General features: G+C 70.2%; 18 protein-coding genes. 2 read left to right on the top strand and 16 right to left on the bottom strand.

All coding sequences use genetic code 11. From position 1 onward, the window contains the following. Positions 1–29: 29 nt before the first annotated feature. The gene (smc, locus tag J7E25_RS11345) at positions 30–3548 is read right to left on the bottom strand and encodes a chromosome segregation protein SMC (RefSeq protein ID WP_214870250.1); all 3519 of its coding nucleotides are present in this window, start codon (positions 3546–3548) and stop codon (positions 30–32) included. 160 nt (positions 3549–3708) lie between these two features. On the opposite strand from smc, the gene J7E25_RS11340 reads away from it, so the two are divergent. After that, positions 3709–4788, top strand: a complete 1080-nt coding sequence (locus J7E25_RS11340) for a GNAT family N-acetyltransferase (RefSeq protein WP_214870249.1) — start codon at positions 3709–3711, stop codon at positions 4786–4788. Positions 4789–4871: 83 nt separating this feature from the next. On the opposite strand, the gene mutM is transcribed toward J7E25_RS11340, so the two are convergent. The 9 genes from mutM to J7E25_RS11295 all read right to left on the bottom strand — a co-directional run bounded on the left by mutM (position 4872) and on the right by J7E25_RS11295 (position 14937). Continuing rightward, positions 4872–5804 carry a bifunctional DNA-formamidopyrimidine glycosylase/DNA-(apurinic or apyrimidinic site) lyase gene (gene mutM, locus J7E25_RS11335; RefSeq protein ID WP_214870248.1) on the bottom strand — a complete coding sequence of 311 codons (933 nt, stop codon included), beginning with the start codon at positions 5802–5804 and terminating at the stop codon, positions 4872–4874. A gap of 9 nt (positions 5805–5813) precedes the next feature. After that, positions 5814–8876, bottom strand: a complete 3063-nt coding sequence (locus J7E25_RS11330; RefSeq protein ID WP_214870247.1) for a glycoside hydrolase family 38 C-terminal domain-containing protein — start codon at positions 8874–8876, stop codon at positions 5814–5816. Between the two features lie 28 nt (positions 8877–8904). Next, entirely contained in the window at positions 8905–9735 is an 831-nt protein-coding gene (locus tag J7E25_RS11325) for a carbohydrate ABC transporter permease (RefSeq protein WP_374196216.1), read from the bottom strand. 8 nt (positions 9736–9743) lie between these two features. Beyond that, positions 9744–10694, bottom strand: coding sequence for a carbohydrate ABC transporter permease (locus J7E25_RS11320; protein WP_214870245.1), 951 nt, complete (start codon positions 10692–10694; stop codon positions 9744–9746). Between the two features lie 3 nt (positions 10695–10697). Further along, entirely contained in the window at positions 10698–12044 is a 1347-nt protein-coding gene (locus J7E25_RS11315) for an extracellular solute-binding protein (protein WP_214870244.1), read from the bottom strand. A 186-nt stretch (positions 12045–12230) separates the two neighbouring features. Next, positions 12231–13460, bottom strand: coding sequence for an ROK family transcriptional regulator (locus tag J7E25_RS11310; RefSeq protein WP_214870243.1), 1230 nt, complete (start codon positions 13458–13460; stop codon positions 12231–12233). Positions 13461–13590: 130 nt separating this feature from the next. Then, on the bottom strand, positions 13591–14253 hold the full coding sequence (gene rnc, locus J7E25_RS11305; protein ID WP_251039032.1) for a ribonuclease III: 663 nt from the start codon (positions 14251–14253) through the stop codon (positions 13591–13593). A 76-nt stretch (positions 14254–14329) separates the two neighbouring features. After that, positions 14330–14533 (bottom strand): 50S ribosomal protein L32, encoded by a 204-nt coding sequence (gene rpmF / locus J7E25_RS11300; protein ID WP_108595599.1) that lies wholly within the window; start codon positions 14531–14533, stop codon positions 14330–14332. A 2-nt stretch (positions 14534–14535) separates the two neighbouring features. Then, entirely contained in the window at positions 14536–14937 is a 402-nt protein-coding gene (locus J7E25_RS11295; protein ID WP_215005080.1) for a DUF177 domain-containing protein, read from the bottom strand. Here J7E25_RS11295 and J7E25_RS18455 point away from each other — a divergent pair. Next, positions 14932–15090, top strand: coding sequence for a hypothetical protein (locus tag J7E25_RS18455; protein WP_215005083.1), 159 nt, complete (start codon positions 14932–14934; stop codon positions 15088–15090). The two genes, J7E25_RS11295 and J7E25_RS18455, sit on opposite strands and share 6 nt — an antisense overlap. Before the next feature lie 26 nt (positions 15091–15116). On the opposite strand, the gene J7E25_RS11290 is transcribed toward J7E25_RS18455, so the two are convergent. The 6 genes from J7E25_RS11290 to J7E25_RS18350 are packed head-to-tail and all read right to left on the bottom strand — an operon-like array spanning position 15117 to position 23453. Further along, a complete protein-coding gene (locus J7E25_RS11290; RefSeq protein ID WP_214870241.1) occupies positions 15117–17447 on the bottom strand; it encodes a DUF3488 and transglutaminase-like domain-containing protein in 2331 nt (776 codons plus the stop codon). Beyond that, entirely contained in the window at positions 17437–18831 is a 1395-nt protein-coding gene (locus J7E25_RS11285; protein ID WP_214870240.1) for a DUF58 domain-containing protein, read from the bottom strand. The genes J7E25_RS11290 and J7E25_RS11285 overlap by 11 nt, the downstream gene beginning before the upstream one ends. 1 nt (position 18832) lies before the next feature. Beyond that, the gene (locus tag J7E25_RS11280) at positions 18833–19807 is read right to left on the bottom strand and encodes a MoxR family ATPase (RefSeq protein ID WP_214870606.1); all 975 of its coding nucleotides are present in this window, start codon (positions 19805–19807) and stop codon (positions 18833–18835) included. Positions 19808–19857: 50 nt separating this feature from the next. Then, complete coding sequence (coaD, locus tag J7E25_RS11275; protein WP_214870239.1) at positions 19858–20349, bottom strand: pantetheine-phosphate adenylyltransferase; 492 nt, start codon at positions 20347–20349, stop codon at positions 19858–19860. Between the two features lie 51 nt (positions 20350–20400). Next, entirely contained in the window at positions 20401–22650 is a 2250-nt protein-coding gene (locus J7E25_RS11270) for an ATP-dependent DNA helicase RecG (protein WP_214870238.1), read from the bottom strand. Continuing rightward, the gene (locus tag J7E25_RS18350; RefSeq protein ID WP_215005089.1) at positions 22647–23453 is read right to left on the bottom strand and encodes a tetratricopeptide repeat protein; all 807 of its coding nucleotides are present in this window, start codon (positions 23451–23453) and stop codon (positions 22647–22649) included. The genes J7E25_RS11270 and J7E25_RS18350 overlap by 4 nt, the downstream gene beginning before the upstream one ends. Between the last annotated feature and the right edge of the window lie 8 nt (positions 23454–23461).

The following is a 23461-nucleotide window of genomic DNA, read 5'->3' as shown; positions in this document are numbered from 1 at the left end:
CCCGGTCGAGTGGATGCCGCGGCATCCGCTCAGCTCGCGCGCGCCTCGCGGTCCTCGCGCACCCGCTGCCCGACGACAGCCGAGACGCCGTCCTGGCGCATCGAGACCCCGTAGAGCGAGTCGGCGATCTCCATCGTGCGCTTCTGGTGGGTGATGACGATGAGCTGGCTCGACTCGCGCAGGTCTTCGAGCGTCGTGAGGAGGCGCCCGAGGTTCGCGTCGTCGAGTGCCGCCTCGACCTCGTCGAGGATGTAGAACGGGCTCGGTCGAGCCTTGAAGATCGCGATGAGCAAGGCGACCGCCGCGAGCGAGCGCTCGCCGCCCGACAGCAGCGACAGGCGCTCGATCTTCTTGCCGGCCGGCTTCACCGACACCTCGATACCCGTCGTGAGCATGTTCTCGGGGTCGGTGAGCGAGATGCTGCCCGTGCCGCCCGGGAAGAGCACCGGGAACACCGCGGCGAACGCATCGCGGGTGTCTTCGAAGGCGCCGCGGAAGATCGACTCCATCTTGCCGTCGATCTCGTCGATGATCGTGAGCAGGTCTTTCCGGGTGTTGGCGAGGTCGGTGAGCTGCTCGGTGAGGAACACGTGGCGCTGCTCGAGCGCGGCGAACTCCTCGAGCGCGAGCGGGTTCACCCGCCCGAGCTGCGCGAGCTTGCGTTCTGCGCCCTGCAGCCGGCGCTGCTGCTCCTCGCGGCGGAACGGGCGGGGCTCGCCGTCTTCGGTCTCGGCGGGGATCTCCTCGTCGGGCCCGTACTCGGCGACGAGCACCGCTTCGGTGAGTCCGAGCTCGGACTCTGCCCGTTCGACGAGTCCTGAGACGTGCAGCTTCTTCTCGTAGATGCGCAACTCGAGGCCGTGCACGTCTTCGGTGACGGCGTGCAGGCGCTCGCGCACCACGGCCTCCTGACGTCGGAGCCCCTGGAGCTCCTCGTTGCGGCTGGCACGCTCGGCCTCTGCGCGCCCGAGCGCGACGCGCGCCTCGGCGACCGAACCATCGACGGAGGCGAGGGCTGCCGGCAGTGACTCGGCGACGCGCGCGGCCGCCTCGAGCTGGGCGCGACGGATGACGGCGCGGCGCGCGGCATCCGCGGCAGCCTGTTGCTCCGTTTCGAACTGGCGCTCCATCGCTCGAACACGCGCCTCCTCGGCACGCACGCGCTCCTTCGCCGTCTCGAGCCGGAGCCGCGCCTCGACCTCGCCTTCGCGGGCGCGTTCGAGCGCAGCGAGTGTTCCGTCGCGCTCCGTGGTGTCGAGCACCGGCCGAGCCACTGCCCGGGCGGCATCGAGTGCCGCTTTCGCCTCGGTCGCCGCGAGCTCGGCGTCGGCGACGCGCTCCTGTGCCTTCTGCGCCGCCTGCTCGAGGCGTTCGGTCTCCGCGGTCGCCGCCTCGACCTGCACTCGGGCGCGATTCAGCCGCTCGGTGCGCTGCGCGAGCTGCGCGTCGAACTCGCGAAGTGCAGCGAGGGCCTGCTTCGACTGCTCCTTCGACCGCTCGACGATCGCGCGCTGCTCGGTGAGGTCGTAGCGCGAGCGCTCGATCTCGCTGCGCACCTCCTCGAGCCGCGCGCTCGCGCGGTCGCGCTCGGCGAAGAGCTCGATGCGGCTCTGCTGCTGGCCGGTTCCACCGCGGATGACGAAGCGGCCGACGACCGTGCCATCCTTCGTGATGACGGTGGCGGGCCGGGCGAGCGCTGCGACGCGCTCCTCGGCGGCGCGAGCCGCGGCGAGGTCGTCGGCGATGAGCACCTCGGCGAGCAGGCCCAGCACGCCGGCTGGAGCGGTGACGACCTCGGATGCCGCGGTGAGCCCCTCGATCGCCGGCGCTGCCGCCGGAGCGACGCCCGGGTCGGCGAACGCGAGCGCGACCCGGCCCATGGCGCCCTCTTCGGCGTGCGAGAGCGCCCGGTAGGCGGCGGCTCGATCGTCGACGAGCACGGCATCGGCGAGCGAGCCGAGCGCGGCGGCGATCGCCGGCTCGAAGCCCGGCTCGACATGCAGCGCTTCGGCGAGGAGCCCGCGTACGCCGCCGACGCCGGCCGCGACGAGCGCGGCCGAGCCGTCCTTCTGGTCGAGGGCGAGCGAGAGCGCCGCGCTGCGGGCTGCGAGCGCATCGCGTTCGCGTTCGTGCGTGTGCAGCTCCTCGCGGAGTCGTTCGATCTCGCCCTCGCCCTCGAACACGGCGGCTTGCGCGAGCTCGTAGGCCTCGTCGAGATCGGTCTCGCCGATCTCGCCTGCGTCGGCTTCGGCCTCGATCCGGGCGAGTTCCTCCGCGGCGACCCGGCCGCGGGCGGCGGACGCCTCCATCGCGTTCGTGTGCCGGAGCACTTCGCCGCGAGCGGCGGTGAGGTTCGAGGCGGCGGTGTCGGCTTGTCCGGCGAGCTTCGAGACCTCGAGGTCGTATGCGGTGACGCGAGCGCTCTGCGCCGCGATCCGCTCGTCGACGAGGTCGAGCGCGTCGCGGGCCTCGCGAGTCTGGGAGACTGCGACGTCGAGGGCGGATGCCGCCGAGCCGACGCCGGCGCGGATCGTGTCGAGTTCGGCCCCGGCGTCGTCGATCATCGAGCGGGTGACGCTCGGCGCGGCATCCGATTGCTCGCTCGCTCCCCCGAGCAGGGCGATGCGCTGCCGAGCGAGGGAGTCGAGCGCGCGGAGCCGCTCCTGCGCCGACTCGAGCGCGTGGGTCGTCGACCTGGCGGCATCGACGGCGTCGCCGCCCTGCGCCTGCTCCAGCCGCGCGACGCGCGCCTCATGCTGCTCGAGCTCATCTTGCAGCACGAGGCGCTCGCTGTGCCGTTCATGCTCGCTCTTGCCGTGCTCCTCGAGCGCGCGGCGGAGGCCGACCACCTCGTCGGCGAGGAGCCTCGCGCGTGCATCGCGCACGACGGCGGCGATCGTCGCAGCCTCGCGTGCGACCTCGGCCTGGCGTCCGAGCGGCTTCAACTGGCGCCGGATCTCGCCCGCGAGGTCGGAGAGCCGGGTGAGGTTCGCCTGCATCGCATCGAGCTTGCGGAGGGTCTTCTCCTTGCGGCGCCGGTGCTTCAGGATGCCCGCGGCCTCTTCGATGAAGCCGCGGCGGTCTTCGGGGGTGGCGTGCAGCACGGCGTCGAGCTGTCCCTGTCCGACGATCACGTGCATCTCACGGCCCAAGCCGGAGTCGCTCAGCAGCTCCTGTACGTCGAGGAGCCGGCAGGTCTCGCCGTTGATGGCGTATTCGCTCGCACCGTTGCGGAACAGCGTGCGCGAGATGGTGACCTCGCTGTACTCGATCGGAAGCGCACCGTCGGAATTGTCGATCGTGAGGCTCACCTCGGCGCGGCCGAGCGGACCGCGGGTGGAGGTGCCGGCGAAGATGACGTCCTCCATCTTGCCGCCGCGGAGGGTCTTGGCCCCCTGCTCCCCCATGACCCAGGCGAGCGCGTCGACGACGTTGGACTTTCCGGAGCCGTTGGGGCCGACGATGCAGGTCACGCCGGGTTCGAAGGCGAAGGTCGTCGGCTGCGCGAAGGACTTGAATCCCTTCAGCGTCAGGCTCTTGAGGTACACGTCCCACCCTTCCGACTCGCGAGCGCGCTGCGGACTACCGTATCCGAGGTTCGCCTCCCTCCCCATTCGCCCTCGCCGCGATGACGCGGATCGCTCTTGCCATGACGACGGCACCGGGTTTAGTCTGGGCGGCTGCCCAGACGTGGCGGGAGGAGAGCACATGCCCATCGACATCCGCCCGGTGGCCGTGCCCGATGCCCTGGGCACGCCCGCGGCCCGGGAGTTCGAGTCGTCCGCGGAGCTCGGCGTCGAGCTCGAGCGCGCGAACTGGGGACACGAGGACTTCGCGTACAGCGCGGCCGAGCTCCTCGCCGCGCACCGCAACGATCGCCACCGCGGGCACGCCTGGATCGGCGCCTGGGACGGCGACACGATGATCGGCCGGGCGGGCCTCGAGTGGGAGCGCGACGCCGGGGCGAGCACTGTCGAGCTCACCCTCGGCGTGCAGCCGCGGCATCGGCGACAGGGCGTCGGCTCACGTCTGCTCGCCGCCGCCGAGGACGCAGCTCGCGACCTCGGCCGCTCCACGATCGTCGCGTACTCCGATCATGCGGACGCCGAAAGCGCCCCGGCTGACGGCCCCGTGCTGCGCGCGCCCGAGGGGGACGCCGCGCTGCCGGCATCCGTTCCCGCCGCCGGCTTCGCCGCGGCGCACGGATACGACCTCGCCCAGCTCGAGCGCGTGAGCAGCCTCGTCGTCAGCGGCCGAGCCGACGAGTTCCGCAGCGAGCTCGATACGCGCACGGCGCGTGCGAACGCGCTCGGCTACCGGCTCGAGCTCTGGACCGACCGCACCCCGGCGCGGCTCGTCGACGCGTACGCGGCTGCCAGGGGGCGCATGGCCCTCGACGTCCCGGCCGGCGGCATCACGATCGACGAGGAGCGCTGGGATGCCGCGCGCGTTCGCGAGCGCGAAGGCGAGTCACTCGACGGCGGCAGGACCCTGCTCGTGGCGGCTGCGGTGGCTCCCAATGGCAGCCTCGCCGGATACACCGAGCTGGAACTGCCGCTCGAACGCGAGGTCGCCTTCCAGAGCGACACCCTGGTGGTCGGCCCGCACCGGGGGCACGGCCTCGGCATGCTCACCAAGCTCGCGAACCTGGCACGGCTCACCGAGGTCGCGCCCGAACGCACCGTGGTCTACACCTGGAACGCCGACGAGAACGACCACATGCTCGCGATCAACGTCGCGCTCGGCTTCCGCCGGTGCGGCCTCGAGGCGGTCTGGCAGCGCGACTGAGGCGACCGAACCGGCCGCGAGGCTTGTTGATACGTCAACTAAAAGCAGGGAGCGCCGTGGCCCGGCTGCCGGAGGAGCCGCATTCAGGCGGAGGCCGGGTGGCGCGGCATCCGGAGCCGCTGGCATCTGGGGCACCGGTGCGACGACCGGTTCATGAACGGCTCGCGCACCATCGGCGTGCCACAGCGGGGGCACGGCAACCCGGCCCGCCCGTAGGCGTTCAGCGAGTGCGCAAAGTAGCCGGAGGCCCCGTTGACGTTGACGTACTGGGCGTCGAAGCTCGTGCCGCCCTCGGCGAGCGCGCGTTCGAGCACCTCGCGCACTGCGGCGAGCAGCTCGCGGGAGCGGCGCCGCCCGAGCGAAGCAGCGGGTTGCTCGGCGTGCATCCGGACTGCCCAGAGCGCCTCGTCGGCGTAGATGTTGCCGATGCCGCTCACGACGCCCTGGTCGAGGAGCACTCGCTTCACCGCCGAAGCCCTGCGCGCGAGCGCGTCGACGAATGCGTCGTCGGAGAAGGCGGGGTCGATCGGGTCGCGCGCGATGTGCGCGACCTGCGATGGCAGCGATCGCGACCACTCCCCCGTGACGCCAGCCGAGAATCCGGCGATCTCACCGTCGGCTGCGGCCACGAGCCGATCGATGGCGAGCGAACCGAAGGTGCGCTGGTCGACGAAGTCCACGCGCAGTTCCCCGAGTTCGGGATGCTCGAGGTGCAGGCGGATCCGGGCGTGCCGGTCGTCTCCCGGATGGTCGGGGGTGCGGAGCAGCAGTTGCCCGCTCATGCCGAGGTGACCCACGACGGCGCGGTCGTGGCCGATCGGCAGCCAGAGGAACTTGCCCCGCCGCACCGCCGCTTCGATGCTCGCGCCGGTGAGGAGCGCCTCGAAGTCGCCGGATGCCTCGTCGTGGCGTGTCAGCGCGCGCGTGTCGAGCACGTCGACCGCCGTGACCCGGGCGCCGGTGACGGCGAGCGCGAGCCCGGCCCTGACGACTTCGACCTCGGGCAGTTCGGGCATCTCTCGAGACTACGCTCGCGTCTGCTCTCCGGAGCCCTCGTTGCGACGGAAGCGAAGGGTGACGAGCTGGAAGGCACGAAGTCGCAGCTCGGCACTCGCACCATCGACGTCGACGGCGGCCAGCGCAGCAGGCTCCGCAACGGCACGCTCGAGCAGGTCGGTCTCCACGATGCCCGACACCTCGCATCCAGCCGTCACCATCCCCCCTGCCCGGGCCCCGCGGGCCTCGTAGAGACGCACGATGAGGTCGCCGGATCGGTCTTCCGCGAGCTTCACGGACTCGACCACGATGCTCGGCGAGTCGCTGCGAACCAGCGGTGCCACGGTGCTCGCGTCGTCCACGATCCGAAGCGGCAGGTTGAGCCGGTACCCTTCACCGGCAGCGTCCAGCACGTCGGCGCCGATTCCGACCGAGGTGCGCAGGCGGTGACGGCCCTGGTCGCTCTGCGGGTCGGGGAACAGCGGGGCACGCAGCAGCGATTGCCGCACCAGCGTCGTGGTGCCGCCGTCCGCTCTCGTCGTCCGGGTGATGTCATGGCCGTAGGTCGAGTCGTTGGCGACCGTGACGCCGAAACCCGGCTCTGCGACGTGCACCCATCGGTGGGCGCACGTCTCGAAGCGGGCCGCGTCCCACGAGGTGTTCACGTGCGTCGGCCGGTGCACGTGACCGAACTGCACCTCTGATGCTGCACGCTCGGCGTGCACGTCGAGCGGGAAGGCGAGCTTCAGCAGCTTCTGCTGCTCATGCCAATCGACCGTAGTCTCGATCTCGAGGGCGGTGCCGTCACCCGCCAGGGTCAGCGTCTGGGAGACGGCGGATGCCCCGAACCGGCGCTCGACGCGGATGCTCGCCCGCTCCGGGGCATCCGTCACCAACTCGACCGACTCCGCATCGCGGAGCTCCCTGCCGGAGCGCTGGTAGTGGTAGTCGATGTCCCACGCGTCCCACTGCGTGGGTGTATCCCTGAAGAGCTGCAGCAGGTTGCCGGCCTGCCCGGCCGGGACGGCGTCGCGGCCGGTGCTCACGTCGACCAGCGACGTGACCAGTCCCTGCCCGTCGATCGAGACGCGAAGCCGCGCGTTCTCGAGCACGAATCCCGCACCGTCGCGTTCGACGCTCACCGCACTCGGCGGGTCGACGGGACCCGCGGACATCGCCGCAACCCCCGACACGGCGAAGGGAGACGCGTTGAAGGCGACCGTGCGCCCTTCGGCGGCACCCGCACCGAGCGCGGAGATGGCGGCACCGATGATGTCCTCGAGCTCTGCCGCGATCCGCCGGTAGTTCTCCTCTGCGACCTGGTGGACCCAGGCGATCGAGGTGCCCGGCAGGATGTCGTGGAACTGCAGGAGGAGCACCGAATGCCACAGCCCGGCGAGGCGCTCGTACGGATAGTCGGCGCCCGTGCGCACCGCTGCGGTCGCAGCCCAGAGCTCGGCCTCCCGGAGGAGGTGCTCGCTGCGGCGGTTGCCGGCCTTCGTCCTCGCTTGGGAGGTGTAGGTTCCGCGATGGAACTCCAGGTAGAGCTCGCCCGACCACACCGGAGGGTTGGGATAGTCGCGCTCGGCCTCCTCGAAGAACGCCTGCGGCGACGCGACGGTCACGGTCGGCGAGCCCTCGAGGGAGGCGGTGCGTGATGCGGCTGCGAGCATCTCGCGCGTCGGCCCGCCGCCGCCGTCACCGAATCCGAACGGCACCAGCGAGATGTTCGACGCCCCCTTCTCGGCGTACTGCCGTTGCGCCTTGGCCAACTCCTCCCCCGAGAGCACGGCGTTGTAGGTGTCGACGGGCGGGAAGTGCGTGAAGATGCGCGAGCCGTCGATCCCCTCCCACGAGAAGGTGTGGTGCGGCATCGTGTTCGTCTCGTTCCAGCTCGTCTTCTGCGTCAGGAAGTACCGCGAGCCGGCCGCGACCGCGATCTGCGGGAACGCCGCGGAGTAGCCGAACGAATCCGGCAGCCACACCTCGAGCGGCTCGATGCCGAACTCGCGCATGAAGAACTGCTTCCCTGCCATCAGTTGCCTCGCGAGCGCCTCCCCTCCCGGCATGTTCGTATCGGACTCGACCCACATCCCGCCGACCGGCACGAATCTGCCCTCGGCCGCTCGTGCCCGGATCCGCTCGAAGAGCTCGGGATAGTGCTCCTTCATCCAGGCGTATTGCTGCGCCGAGGAGGCGGCGAAGACGAAGCCGGGGTCGTGATCCATCAGGTCGAGCACGTTGGAGAAGGTGCGCGCGCACTTGCGGATCGTCTCGCGCACCGGCCACAACCAGGCCGAGTCGATGTGCGCATGGCCGACGGCGACAACGCGGTGGGCGCTCGCGTACGCCGGTTGCGCCAGTACCGGCGCGAGGATCGCCCGGCCGGTCGCGGCCGTGCCCGACACATCGACCGGATCCATCACATCGACGACCGCCTCGAGGGCGCGCAGGATGTCGGCCCTGCGCGGCAGGTCGGGGCTGAGCGCATCCATGAGGCCGGTGAGCGTCCAGATGTCCATCTGCAACTCCCACACCTCCGTGTCGAGCAGTGCGACATCGACCCTGCGCAATCGATAGATGGGCTGCGTGCCGGCGGTCGCCTTGTCGCCGACCGGTGTCGGCCGGAAGCTCCAGTCGCTCCCGACATCCGGATTCGAGGCCGCCTCGATGTAGACGTCGATCCGTCCGCCAGGACCGACCTCGAGGGGCACGTGGTCGTTGAACGGCTCGATGGCCTTGATGATGCGTCCGGCCGGGTCGAACACGAGTCCTTCAGCTTGGAAGCCCGACTGGCCCGAGAGGAACCCGAGGTCGACGACGAGTTCGACCACCCCGTCGAGTCCTTTCCACGCCTCGGGCACGGTGCCGGTGACGTGGAACCAGGTGGTGCCCCACGGCTTGCCCCACGCAGACCCGATCGTGAACGGCTCGAAGGCCTGCCCCACGGCCTCGGCGAACGGAACCGGTTCGTCGGGCACCTCCCACGCGCTGAGGGTGAGCCCCGCGCTGTCCCTGTAGAGGGCCGGCTTCACGCGTTCCTCCACGAACCGGGCGATCCGGGCGCGGACGAGGGCGGAGTTGTCGTGCATGGGAGGCTCCTAGTGGATCGGGTGCGGGTCAGCCTTTGACGGCGCCTGCGAGTGCGGACGAACCGCCGAGCACGCGTGAGATGAACACGTACAGGGTGATGACGGGAACTGAGTAGAGCAGCGAGAAGGCGGCGAGCTGGCCGTACGCGACGGTGCCGTATTGCCCGAAGAAGGCGAAGATGCTGACCGCGGCGGGGAGCTTGTCGGGCGAGAGCAGCAGCACGAACGGCACGAAGAAGTTCCCCCAGGCCCCGATGAACACGAAGATGAACACCACCGCGAGGCCCGGCCGCATGAGCGGCACGACGACGCGCATGAGCGTCGTCATCATCGAGGCCCCGTCCATCCACGCGGCTTCCTCGAGGCTGACGGGGACGCTGTCCATGAAGCTCTTGGTCATGTAGATGGCCATCGGCAAGCTCGTGGCGGCCAGGAAGAGGATCGTGCCGCCCATTGAATCGATCAGGTTGAAAGCGACGAAGAGGCTGTAGACCGGAACCATCATCGCGGTGATCGGCAGGCAGGTGCCGAACAGCACCCCGTAGAGGAACGGCTTGTTGATGCGCATCCGGTAGCGCGACAGCGGGTAGGCCGCCAGCACGGCGACGACGACGGTGATGAGGGCGCATCCGCCGGACAGGACCAGGCTGTTCAGCAGCGGAACGAAGGCCTTCTCGGGCGTCATGACGTCGACGAAGTTCTGGAGGGAGACGGCGCCGGGCAGCTTGATCGACAGGGTCGCGCGTTCGTCGACCGAGGCGAGCACCAGCCACACGAGCGGCAGTGCGAAGGCGATGCCCACGAGGAGCAGCACACCGTTCGACACGGTGCGGAGACTGCGCCGGCTGGGCGAGGTCATGCCCATGGTCAGTCCACCTCGGGCTTGAGCGCGCGGAGGTACACCACGGAGAACACGGCTCCGACGAGGAGCAGGATCGTGGCGATCGCGGTTCCGAAGCCGAGCTTGCCGAACTGGAACGCCTCTTGGTAGGCGAGCACGGGCAGCGTCGAGCTGTCGGTCCCCGGCCCTCCGCCCGTCATGACGAAGATGAGCGTGAACACCGACAGCGTTTGGAGGGTCGTGAGCATCAGGTTGGTCGAGATGCTGCGCCTGATCATCGGCACGGTGATGAACGCGAGCCGCTGCCATCCGCGTGCCCCGTCGACCTCGGCCGACTCGGTGATCTCGGGCGGCACGTCCTGCAACGCCGCCGAGTACACGAGCATCGAGAATGCGGTGCCCCGCCAGATGTTCGCGAGGATGACCGCGAGCATCGGCGTCGCGTAGAGCCAGTTCGCCCCCTCGAGGCCGACGGAGCCGAGCAGCGTGTTGAGCGTGCCGGTGTCGTTGAAGAACGCGTAGGCGGCGAACGACGCCACGATCTCGGGGAGCACCCACGCGGTCACGACGAAGGTGCCGACCATGCCACGCGTGAACCGGCTCGAGGAGCGCATCAGGATCGCGAGCCCGAGGCCGATCACGTTCTGGCCGACGATCGCCGACGCCACCAGGAACACCAGCGTCAAGATGATCGACTTCGGGAAGTCGGGGTCGGCGAAGAGCTCCGCGTAATTGGCGAAGCCGACGAACGACGCCCCCTGAGCCGCCGATCCGGTGAGCGATGCGTCGGTGAACGACCCGTAGAACGAGCTGAGCACCGGACCCAGCAGGAAGATCGCGAGCAGCACGATCGCGGGCACCAGCGGGATGCTGCGCACGAGGGAGCGGCGGACTCCGACCTTCGACCGGCCGGGCCGAGGAGCGGATCCCCGGCCCGACCCGGCGACGGGTCGTACATCTTCTACGACGATGGCCATCGGTTAGCTCGTGGTGTTCTCTTCGCCCACGATCCTCACGACGGCTTCGTCGTAGGCGGCCGCGGCGTCAGCGGGACTCTGCTGCCCGGTCATCACCGCCTCCATCGCGATGGTGATCTCGCTCGAGATCTTGCCGTAGTCGCTCGTGGCCGGACGGAAGTTGGTCACCGCGACGATCTCGGAGAAGAAGCCGAACGTCGGGTTTGCCGCCTGGTAGTCGGGGTCGTCCGAGACGTCGCTGCGCACCGCGATCTGGCTCGCCGCGATGTCGTAGGACTGCGAGTTGTCCTTGTCGAGGGCCAGCGCGATGAAGTCCCATGCGGCGTCCTTGTTCTTCGACTTGGAGCCCATCGCCAGGGTCCAGCCGCCCGACATGCTGTTCGCTCCCGGGTCATCGCCGTTCTGGGTGGGCATCGGCGCCTGTCCCATGACGTCGTTCCACTCGGGCCACGGCGCGGTGCCGGTCTCGAGCCAGGTGCCGCTCAGCCACGAGCCGTCGAGGTTGATCGCGAGCTTGCCCTGCGGGAGCCACTCACTGGCGACGATGTTGCCGATGTTCTTGTCGAGCGCCTGCTCGGGTGTCGGGCCGAGCCCGCCCTGGTAGAGGTCCTCGATGAAGGTCAGGGAGTCCTCGAAGCCCTGGGAGCCGGTCACCCACTTCTTCGTGTCGGCGTCGTAGAGGGTGTCGCCGGTGCCGTAGAGCAGCATCTCGAAGCCCTGCATCGCCGCGGCCTCACCCTGGGCCTTGCCCGAGTAGACGTTCAGCGGGACGACGCCCGGCAGCTTCGCCTTGATCGTCGCGGCCGCGTCGAGCACGTCCTCCCAGGTCGCGGGCTCCCATGGCACCGGCAGGCCCGCCTGCTCGAAGAGGTCCTTGTTGTACCAGAGGGCACGGGTATCGGTGCCCATGGGGATGCCGTACGTCTTGCCGTCGGAGCTGAGCCCCGCGCTTTTCGCGTTGTCGTAGAACATGTCCCACTCGTCCCAGGCCCCGGTGTACTCGTCGAGCGGGGCGAGGTAGCCGGCATCGGCGTCGGACTCCACCATGAAGGTGTCCTCGTACATCACGTCGGGTGCGGTCGCGGCGGACTGGTTCATGAGCGCGAGCTTCGTGAAGTAGTCGTTCTGCTGTGCCTCGATCGGCACGAGTTCGACGGTCAGGCCCGTGTTCTCCGCTTCGAACGCCTCCTTGACCTGCTTCATGTGGGCGTCGAGCTGGGTGAAGGTGCCGAACTTCTGGTAGGCGACCTTGATGGTGTCGGATGCCTCGCTCCCGCCGGCCGAGCAGCCGGTGAGGACGAGCAGGCCTGCGGCGCCGAGTGCGACGGTCGCCGAGAGTGTTCTCTTCATGGATCTCCTTTGATTCCAAGTGGCTGCCACGTCGGCGTCATGCCAAGGGCCGTGTGGGGTGACTCGGCTGTGTGGGTAACCAGCCGTGTGGCTATAACTAAAATGCATGGACTAATTCTTGTCAAGCCTGATCTGCGCCGCTCACGTGCGACTCGCCGGCCACCGGGGACGTTCGCGCGAACGGCGTCAGGTGGCGATCAGCAACGCCGACGGCCGAGGTGACAGCACGTCATCCAGCACGAGGCACGCCGCGCCGACCGCAGCCACGTCATCGCCGATCGCCGAGACGGTCACCGCGATCGGATGCGTCGTGACGAGCGCGTCGGAGGAGTTGACCAGTTCGGCGATCCTCGCGAGGACCAGCGGTGAGACGAGGTTCCAATACGGGCCGCCGAAGACCACCGTGTCGAGGTCGAGCAGGTTGGCGACGGTCACGACGGCGGTCGCGATGCGACCGGCCATCTGCTCGAGCACGCGGGATGCCTCGGCATCTCCGGATGCGGCCAGTGCCGCCAGTTGCCCGAGGCCTTCGTCGATCCCGACACCGTCGAGCCCTCCAGTGGGCGCAGCGATCAGGCCGCTCGACAGCGCGCCCCCGACGAGCGCTCGGGGCATGATGGCATCGCCGAGGCATCCGCGGCGCCCGCAGCTGCAGACCGGCCCGTCGGGGTCCACCATGAGGTGCCCTGCATCGCCCGCGTTGTTGGTCGCGCCCCGCACCGCCTCGTGCGCGATCGCGAGACCGACACCGACGCCCGTGCCGTAGTAGAAGAACATGAAGTCGTCGCGCTCGTGTCCGGAGCTCATCCAGAGCTCGGCGACGGTTGCCGCGGTGACGTCCTTCTCGAGCAACACCATCAGGCCGGTCGATTCCGCGAGGGCGTCGCGGAGCGGCACGCCGTGCCATCCCTCGAGAAGCGGCGGGTCGAGCACCACGCCCTGCTCGAGGTCGAGGGGTCCCGGAGCCGCGATGCCCACTCCGAGCACCCGCGAACGATCGACGCCGGCATCGGCGATGATGGCGTCGATGGAATTGCGCATGCCGGCGATCACCCGTTCGGGCGCCACGCCGGAAGGCGTTCTCGTCGCCGTGTGCGCCACCACGCGCCCGTCGAGGTCGAGCACGACATAGGTGATCACCGCGGGGTCGAGGTGCACCCCGATCGCGTAGCCGCCCGAGGGGTCGAGCTGCAGGATGATCCGCGGCTTGCCCACGCCGAGTATGCGCTGCCCGGCCTCTCGGATGATGCCGTCATCGAGCAGCCGGCGCGACACGTTCGAGACGGTTTGCGCGCTCAGCCCCGTGTGCTCCGCGATCTCGACGCGACTCAGTCCCTCGCGGTTGCGCCGGATCGTGTCGAGGATGACGATCTGGTTGAATCCGCCGAGCGCATGGACGTTCGTGCCTCGTCGCACGCGCGTCACCCCCTCGAGCCGTCTGTCACCAGTATGCCGTTCGAGCGAGGGATGTCTCGTCGTGCGACACGGACCGCAGGCGGGCAATGCCGAGGAGGGGGACGTCGTGGGGGCTCGCGTCAGTGCGAGCTCAGCGCGCGCTCAGCGCCGTCCATGCCTCGAGGGCAGCGGCCATCTCGGCCTGCTTCTTGCTCGAGCCCTCGCCCGACGCCTCGGCGAGCCCGCCGACGGTGACGGTCGCGACGAAGTGCTTGTTGTGGTCGGGACCGCTCTCGGCGACCGTGTAGACCGGCGCAGGGGCGCCGCGCCGTGCGGCGATCTCCTGGAGGCTCGTCTTCGGGTCCATCGCCGCACCGAATCGCGCGGGGTCGAGCATGAGCGGCGCAACGAGCCGCAGCACGAGCGCCGTGGCGGCATCGCCTCCGGCGTCGAGGTAGACCGCACCGATGATGGCCTCGACGGTGTCGGCGAGGATCGACGGCTTGTCGGCGCCGCCGGTCATGGTCTCGCCACGGCCGAGCCTGATGAACGGGCCGAGACCGATCGACCGGCCGACCTCTGCGAGTGCGGCACTCGAGACGAGGCTCGCTCGACGCTTGGCGAGCTCGCCCTCATCGAGGTCGGGGTGGTCGCGGAAGAGCTTGACGGTGACGGCCTGCCCGAGAATCGAATCGCCGAGGAACTCGAGGCGCTCGTTGGTGGGGATGCCACCGTTCTCGTACGCGAACGACCGGTGCGTGAGCGCGAGCAGCAGCAGCTCGGGGTCTACGACGATGTGCAGTCGCTGCTGCAACTCGTCGAGCGTGTACTCCCCGTGCCCTGTGTGCTCCGTTCGCGTCACGACCGGTCGCAGGCTTGGTTCTGGCCGACTAGACGTCGGCGACCTTGCGGCCCTTGTACTCGAGGAAGAGCGGGGTGCCCGCGGAGTCCTCGACGACCTTCGCACGGTGCGGGAGGCTGTAGGTGACCTTGCCGTTCTCGACGGTCTTGACGAGGGTGGGGACCTCGGCCTTCCACTGCGAACGGCGCGCGTGCGTGTTCGAGCGTGACTTCTTCCGCTTCGGAACAGCCATGTCTATCTCTCTTCTCTCTGCTGGTCGGTATCGGATGCGTCATCCGAACCGTTGTCTCGGGAAGCCGGGAACCCAGCGAGCGCCGACCATCGCGGGTCGACGTGCTCAGGGGTGACGAGTTCCGGATGATCGGCTAGCCGGAGCCCGGTCTCAGGGTCGAGACCCGGGCAGTCCGGCCGGCACACCGGCTGGAACGGCAGTGCCAGCACTACCGCATCTCGGATGAGTGATTCAAGATCCACGTGGTCGTCTTGAACCTCATACTCGAAAGCTTCTCCAGAATGATACGCGAAAAGCTCCTGGAACTCGACTTCGACGGGCAGGGCGATGTCGATGAGGCACCGACCGCACTCCCCTTCGGCGATCGCGTCGACCTCGGCGGTCGCGAGAATCCCCTCGTGCACCGACTCGAGTCGAACGTCGACGTCGAGCTCGGAGCCCGCGCGCACGGCGACGAGGCTCTCTCCCATCGGGTCGACGACTGGCACAGCGAGTCGCTGCTCGCGCATCTCACCCGGACGGTTCAGGATGTCGCGCACGTTCAGGCGGAACGGTGAATGCTGAATGGCCACGATGGACGATTCTACGCGCCGGCGGACGGACGTTCGCCGAACGCCCTCCGTACCCGCGCGAACAGCGACTGCGGCGCGAGAGCCGCCGCCAGGCGCTCGGCGGGGCGGGCATCGGCCGCGAGCGCGGCCACGGCGACCGAGAGCGCGTCGAGGAGCCCCTCGTCGGGTGCGCCGGCTCCGTGCCGCACCGGTCCGTAGCGCTCGCGTTCGACCGCATCGCGCAGGGCGACCAGGGCGGTGCGAGGCTCGTCGGCGGTGAACGCCTCACGCTCGCTCAGCCGCGCCGCGACGACGCGCGGTGTCTCGACGTCGGCGACACCCGCCCCGAGATCGGCTGCGGTGGCGGTGAGCTCGTCCCACGCGGCATCCGCGGCCCACTCCCCCGCTCGGATGCGTCGGCGTCGCGCCTGCCGCTGGCCGGCCCGGATCACGGCGGGGATGAGCAGCAGCGCGAGCACGACGAGCGTGAGCACCCCGCCGCGGATCCACCAGGCGTTCGTGGCGAACGGATCGCTCGCGCCACCGGCGAGTCCGCGATCGGGGTCGGCGTCGGGTCGACCCGACGCTCCGGGGGTCGCAGGGGCGGCACTCGGCGTCGCGGTGCTCGCGCCTTCCCCGGCGCCGGGCCGGGAGTACCCGGGCACGGTGCCGCGGCCGGGAGTTGGCTCGAACGGCACCCAGCCGACACCCTCGAAGTAGAGCTCGGGCCACGAGTGGAGGTCATGCGTGTCGACCTCCATGCGCTGCACCCCGTCGATCCGCTCCTCGGACGGGGAGCCCTGCGTGTAGCCGATCGAGATGCGCGCCGGGATGCCGGACTCGCGGGCCAGCACCGCCATGGTCGCGGCGAACTGCACGCAGTACCCGGCGCGCACCTCGAGGAACTTCGCGATCACGTCGAATCCGCCGCCGTCGTAGCCTTCGGCGACCGGTGCCTCCGTGGAGTAGTCGAACTCGTTGGACCGGAGGTAGGCCTGGATCGCCACGGCGGCGTCGTACGGCGAGCCGGCTCCGGCCGTGACGGATGCCGCGGTCTCGCCGATGATCGCCGGGACCTCGTCGGGCAGCTCGAGGAACCGTGCCAACTCGTCGGGGAGCACGCGCGGGGCCGCGCGCAACTGCGCGGGCGTCGGGTCGATCTCGAGCCGGTTCACCCGGTATCGCTGGCCGGCAGTGTTCGTGTCGACGCTGCGCACCGTGAGGGAACCGGCATCCCAGAACCACGAACCGTCGAGCCCCTCGATGCTCGTCGTCGGATACGGCACCGGCAGCCAGGTCGTGCGCACCTCGTCGACGACGACGTCGATGGGATGCTCCGATGTCGCGACGGCGCTCGAGAGACCCTCGGGGCGCGGCATCGCATCGACGGTGTTGTCGCCGTCGACCGCCTGCTCCGTGACGCCCCACACCTCGCCCTCGAAGCGGTCGAGCGTGAGCAGCGTGAAGTAGGGGCGATCGCTGTCGCGCGCGAGGTAGTGGAAGGCCGGCCTGGGCGCGGGTCGGCGGAGGTCGCGACCGAGGTCGATGAACGGGCTCACACCCCGGGCGAATAGGGTGCCCTGACCGGGTGAACCGAGCAGGAGGCTCGTCGAGATGCTCGGCGTCGACGCCGCGAGCACCGAAGCGGTGAGGATGCCGACGGCGGCGAGCCCGAGCGTCGCGCCGAGGGTCGAGGCGATCGGCACGCGTTTCGGCGGCACGACCGTGGCCGCGTCATCGTCGAGGTCGCCCGCTGCGAGGCGTGCCCGCCGCCGCACCCGCACATCGATGCGCAGCAGCAGGAGATATGCGGCCGCGGCGAGCACGAGCGTGGGCACCTCTGCGCCCGCCTCGATGATGAAGCCGGGGATGAGGATCGGCACGAGGGCGGGTGCCGCCGCGAGGGCGGGCATCCGCACGGTCTGCACGAGGATGTCGACGAGGACCGCGAGGACGCCCACACCGAACGCGAGCGCGAACGTGAGCGCCGGCACGGGGATCGCAGGCACCGATTGCTGCTCGATCGTGCGCGCTGCGCCCGAGAACAGCTGGGCGAACGTCTCGAACGTGCCCTGCGTGGGGATGATGAGCGCGATGCTCGATCCGGCGCTGAACACGAGGGTGAGCAACAGCAGCAGCACCACGAGCTCGAGCACCGGCACGAGTGCGGCGGTAACGCGCAGGGCACGCAACCCCACTCCCGAGAAGAGCACCCCCGCGGCGATGAACGCGCACAGCCACCACCAGCCGCTGCCCGCGATGAGGGGGCCGAGCGACATCGTGGCGACCGCGAGGAACACGAACGACGCCGTCGTCAGTGCGAGGCGCTGGGCGCGCGTGAGCGGCACCGGGTCAAGGTTCATCGGGCGTCACCCCCTCGGGGCGCGGCACGATGGCGCGCGATCGCATGACCCGCGCGGCAGGCTGCTGTCGCGCAGGGACCGCGGTGCCCGCCCAGGCACCGGCGATCTCCGCCGGCCGGCGCACGCGCACGAGACGCCAGTCGGCCTCCTCGAGGGCGTCGATGACACTCGGAGCGACGCTCTCGAGCACGAACGCGATCGCCGGCTCGAAGCCGGAGCGGAGGGCGATGAGCGAGCGCGCATCGTGCTCGTCAGGATCGACGAGCACGACGAACCCGGGCATCCGGGCCTCTCGCGCCCGCGGGCGATCCCGGGCGTAGGACGCGACCTCCGTCGCCGCAGCCGATCCCGGCCGAGCCGGACCCTCGAGCCGGGCGAGGTCCTCGAGCAGTGACCGGTCGCCGCCCGGCATGCGATAGCCGCCGGGCGATGACGCCGAGAGCGCGCCGTGCTCGGGGTCGGCGAGATGGTCGCAGCGCACGCGGAAGCCCCGCTCGAGCAGGTGCACCCCGACGGACGCGGCGATCTCGATGCCGAGCTCATAGCCGAGGTGCCCGCTGTCGTCGCGCTCACGGCGGAGCGAGGCGGACTTCGGCCGCCCGGCGAGCGTCGTGTCGAGGATGAGCCTCGCTTCGGGGTCGCCGCGCTGCTCCTCCTCGCGCACCATGAGCTCGCCGCGGCGGGCGGTCGCCGCCCAGTTCACCCGACGCAGCGGGTCACCGTAGCGGTATTCGCGCGCGATGAGCTCGTCGGAGTTCGGGTGGGTGCGACGCTGCAGGCCGTGCAGCACCCCATCGACACTCGCCGCGGTGCCGAGGGCGGCGTCGAGCGGCGTCACACGGGGCGTCACGACGACCTCGTGCCCCGTGCCCACCTCGCGGTCGATGCGCGCGAGTCCGAACGGATCGGCGATGCCGATGACGAGCGGACCGATCGAGAAGACGCCGCGCCGCGGCATCCGGAGCTTGTACTCGAGCCGTATCGTGTCGTCGCCCGAGGGAAGGACACCCTCGTACGGGCCGACGGCCGGCAGTATCGCCTCGGCCGGGCCCTTGAGCCCTTCGGGCACCCGGTCGCGCCAGTGGGCGCCGTCGAACGTGCGCCGTGATCGGTTCTTCACGATGAGCGCCACGCGGGTGGCGCCGCCCGCGCCAACCACGGGCGGTGCGAACATGCGCGTCACCGCGAGCCGCGGCGTGCGGAACCCCACGAAGGCCACGGCGACGAGCGGCATCGCGATGCCGACGAAGGCGAGCAGCAGGATGTCGCGCAAGTCGAACCAGAGCGACACGGCGAACAGCAGCACTCCCACGACGACGAGCGTCGTGCCGCGCCGGCTGAGTCGAGGCCAGGCCTTGATACGCGCGGAGCGGGAGCGGGACATGTCAGTTCCTTCGTGCGCTGCCTACCGGAACCGGCGTCTCCCCTACGATGCGGCGCACGATTGCGTCGATGAGCGGCCCGCTGTCGCGGTCGTGGGAGCCGACGGCACGGCTCGTCGGCACGAGGCGGTGCGCGAGCACCGGCACCGCGAGTGCGTCGACATCGTCGGGAAGCACGAAGTCGCGACCGTGCATGGCCGCGTGCGCCTTCGCCGCGCGCACGAGCTGGAGGGTGGCACGCGGGCTCGCGCCGAGCCGCAGCTGGCGGTCGTCGCGAGTGGCGCGGGCGAGCTCGACCGCGTACTCCTTGACCGGCTGCGACGTGAAGACGCGCTGCACCGCCTCGATCATCCCGCGGAGCTCGGTGATCGTGACGACCGATTCGAGCTGGTCGAGTGGACTTCCGGTCTCGCGCATGGCGAGCATCGCGAGCTCGTCGGCAGAAGCCGGGTAGCCCATCGAGATTCTGGCCATGAAGCGATCGCGCTGGGCCTCGGGCAGCGGGTACGTGCCCTCCATCTCGACCGGGTTCTGGGTGGCGATGACCGTGAACGGCTGCTCGAGCAGATAGGTGGTGCCGTCGGCCGTGACCTGGCGCTCCTCCATGCACTCGAGCAGCGCGGATTGCGTCTTCGGGCTCGCACGGTTGATCTCGTCGCCGATGACGATGTTGGCGAACACGGGCCCCTGCTTGTATTCGAATCGCCGGTTCGCCTGGTCGAAGACCGAGACGCCGGTGACGTCGCTCGGCAGCAGGTCGGGCGTGAACTGGATGCGGCTGACGGTGCAGTCGACCGAACGCGCGAGCGCCTTCGCGAGCATGGTCTTGCCCACGCCCGGAACGTCTTCGATGAGGAGATGGCCCTCGGCGAGCAGCACCGTCAGCGACGCCGTGACGGCCTCGCGCTTGCCGGCGATGACCGTCTCCACGTTCTGCACGATGCCGGCCGCGCGGGCGCCGACCTCGTCGATTCCCATGACCGGCATGGCGCCCCCCTCCGCCTTGCCCAGTGTCACGGCCGCCTCGCTCACAGCGTCATCGCCGCCTGAAGGTAGTCGGCGACGGCCGGCGGCACGAACGGGGTGACATCGCCGCCGAGCGCAGCGACCTGCCGCACGAGCGAGCTCGAGACGTGCGCGTTCCCGGGATCGGGCAGGAGGAACACGGTCTCGACTCCGGCGAGATGGCGATTGACGATCGCCATGGGCGTCTCGTAGGCGACGTCGACCTGCGAGCGGACGCCCTTCACGAGCACGGATGCCCCGACGTCGGTGCAGTAGTCGACGAGGAGTCCCATGCTCCACGACGCGACGATGATGCGCCCCTCGATGCCCGCATCGGCCACGGCGCGCTCGATGAGCGAGACGCGCTGGGCGATCGGCAGCAAGGCGGTCTTGTCGGGGTTGTGCACGACGACGACGTGCAACTCGTCGTAGAGCCCGGCGGCCCGTGCGATGACATCGAGATGGCCGAGCGTGACGGGGTCGAATGAACCTGGAACGACGGCGATCCGCTGCATAGCGTCAAGCGTACTGCCCGCGCGCCGCGCCGGCAGGGCTCTGCGCGAGTCTCAGCCCTTGCTCAGGTAGCCGCTCGACTCGTCGTCGAGACGGCGGCGCACCGCCGCAGCGAGCGCGGGATGCGCGGTGAGCCCCGGGTCGCCGGCGAGCACCCCCTCGGCGAGGTCGCGTGCATCGGCGATGAGGTCGCCGTCGCGCGCGACCCGCAGCAGCTTCAGCGAGGAGCGACCGCCCGACTGGGTCGCCCCGAGTACGTCGCCCTCCTGCCGCAGTTCGAGATCGACGCGGGCGAGCTCGAATCCGTCGAGCGTCGCCGCGACTGCCTCGACCCGTTGCCGGGCGAGCGAGCCCGCCTCGGCCGACGTCACGAGCAGGCACAGCCCCGGCACGCTCCCGCGGCCCACTCTGCCGCGCAACTGGTGCAGTTGCGAGACGCCGAACCGGTCGGCGTCGACGACGACCATCGCGCTCGCGTTCGGCACGTCGACGCCGACCTCGATGACGGTCGTCGCGACGAGCACGTCGAGCTCGCCCGCCGCGAAGGCGCGCATCGTGCGATCCTTCTCGTCGGCGCTCATGCGGCCGTGCAAGGGCGCCACGCGGGCCTCGGCGAATCGCGGATGCCCCGTGAGCTCGGCGAGCACCGAGGCGACGGTTGCCGCGGGCCCCGTGACATCCGCGGCCTCGCCTGCTTCGGCTCCATCGTCTTCGGCGACTCGCGCCTCGATCGCGGGGCAGACGACGAACCCCTGACGCCCTGCGGCGAGCTCTTCGGCGAGACGCTCCCAGACTCGTGCCCGCCACCCTGGCCGGTCGGCGAGCGGCACGACGTGCGACTCGATGCCGGCACGCCCGGCGGGCAGCTCGCGGATCGTCGAGACGTCGAGATCGCCGAACACGGTCATGGCGACGGTGCGCGGGATCGGGGTGGCCGTGAGCACGAGCACGTGCGGTGGATGCTGCCCCTTCAAGCGCAGCGCCTCGCGCTGCTCGACGCCGAACCGGTGCTGCTCGTCGACGACGACCAGGCCGAGGTCGGCGAACGAGACGGCGTCACCGATGAGGGCGTGCGTGCCGATGACGATGCGCGACTGGCCCGCCGCGGCCCGCAACAGCGCTTTCTTGCGGTCGGCGACGGGCAACTGCCCGGTGAGGAGCGTGGGCATGAGCTCGGCCGACAGCTCGGGCCCGAGCATTCGCGCGATCGAGCGCAGATGCTGGCCTGCGAGCACTTCGGTGGGTGCGAGCAGGGCCGATTGCCCGCCCGAGTCGGCGACGGCGAGCATGGCGCGCAGGGCGACGACGGTCTTGCCCGAGCCGACTTCGCCCTGGATGAGGCGGTTCATGGGCACCGGATGCTCGAGATCGTCGGTGATCTCGGCACCGACCGCCTGCTGGTCTCCCGTCAGCGAGAACGGCAGGCTCGCGTCGAATCTCTCGAGCGCGCCGCCGGCCGACGGATGCCGCGCGGTCGTGGTGTGCCTGCGGAGCTCGGCGCGCCGCTCGAGAAGCGCCGTCTGCAGCACGAACGCCTCGGTGAATCGCAACGTACGGCGAGCCTCTTTCCAGTCGGACTCCCGCTCGGGCCGGTGGATCTTCTCGAGCGCACTCCGGTGGGCGAGCAGGGAGCGGCGCTCGCGCACGTCGCCGGGCAGTGGATCGTCGACGGGGCCGAGCCCGTCGAGGAGCAGCGCGATCGACTTGGCGAGCTGCCAGCTCGCGAGCGTGCCCGTGGCCGGGTAGATGGGAATGGGCGACTCGGCCCAGCGCTTCGCCGCGGCGTCACCGGCGGTGAGCGTCTCGGACTCGTCGAAGAGCTCGTAATCGGGATGCGCGAGCTGCCGATTGCCCTTGTAGTCGCCGACCTTGCCGGCGAAGATGCCGCGGCGTCCGGGTCGCAGGTCGTTCTCCCGCCACTTCTGGTTGAAGAACGTGAGCGTGAGGATGCCGGTGCCGTCGGAGATCTTGGCCTCGAGGATCGACCCGCGACGCTGACGCATCTCGCGCACCCGCACCTCGAGCACCTCGGCGACGATCGTGACGTTCTCGTCGAGCGGGAGGCTCGCGAGCGCCGTGAGCTCGCCGCGCAGGGCGTAGCGCCGGGGGTAGTGCGCGAGCAGCTCCCCGACGGTCGCGTAGCCGAAGGCGCGCCCGATCGCTTGCGCGGTGCGGCCACCGAGCGCACCGGAGAGCTTCGAGTCGAGCGTGTAGGAACCCGGGGCGGGCGTCGCAACGGCATCGGTGCGGATGCCGGTGCCGCCCTCATCCGCGCCAGTCGCGCCTGCTTTCTCGGCCGTCATTCCTCGATCGTAGGCTCCGCCCCCGTCAGTGCGGCCAGCTCTGCCTGCACGTAGGGATCGTCGGGGCGGGCGCGCGCGAGTTCGCGCTGGATGTCGAGGGCCTCCTCGGCGCGATCGAGGGTTCGCAGGCACCTCGCGACCGACCAGCGAGCCACGTGCTGCTGCTCGGCGGTGCCGTAGGCGTCGGCGGCCTCGACGGCCTGCTCGAAGTGCCGCAGCGCGGCCTCGGCGCGACCCTCGTCGTGCAGGGTCCAGCCGAGGTTGTTGTGCAGTGCGACGCCCCAGCGGAGCGTGCGCGGATCGCGAGTGCCCTCGAGCACGTCGAATCCCTCTGCCGCCCATTCCTCCTCGTGCCCGGCATCGTTGAGGGCGAGCATGTGCAGTGCGTCGAGCACGAGGAACGTCGAACCGGCGAGCGCGGCCTGGCGCACGCCGCGAGTGAGCTCGGGCACGGCGTCGGCCGGATTGCCCGAGGTCGCGGTGAGCCGGCCGCGCTCGATCGCCACTCGAGCCCGGAGCTCAGCGGCATTCGTCTCGGGCTCGCCGGCCGGAGCGCTGTCGACGACGGAGTCGAGCACGGCGAACGCTTCGGCCGTCTTGCCCTGGATGCCGAGCGCGCGTGCGAGCTGGGTCGCCATCACGCCGCGGACGTGGGCGGGGTGGTCGTCGTCGTCGGCCGCCTCACGGAACCGCTCTTCGCTCGCGGCCGGGTCGCTGAAGTCCCACATGCGGTCGAGCATGAGTTGTTCTGCGGCCCGGTGTCGGGACGGTTCGGCGGGCACCTGGTCGGTCGAGTCATCCACCCTTCCAT

It is taken from the genome of Agromyces sp. ISL-38, assembly GCF_018613935.1.
Taxonomy (GTDB): domain Bacteria; phylum Actinomycetota; class Actinomycetes; order Actinomycetales; family Microbacteriaceae; genus Agromyces.
Note: the sequence above shows the minus strand (reverse complement) of the source record. Positions and strands in the feature narration are given on the sequence as shown.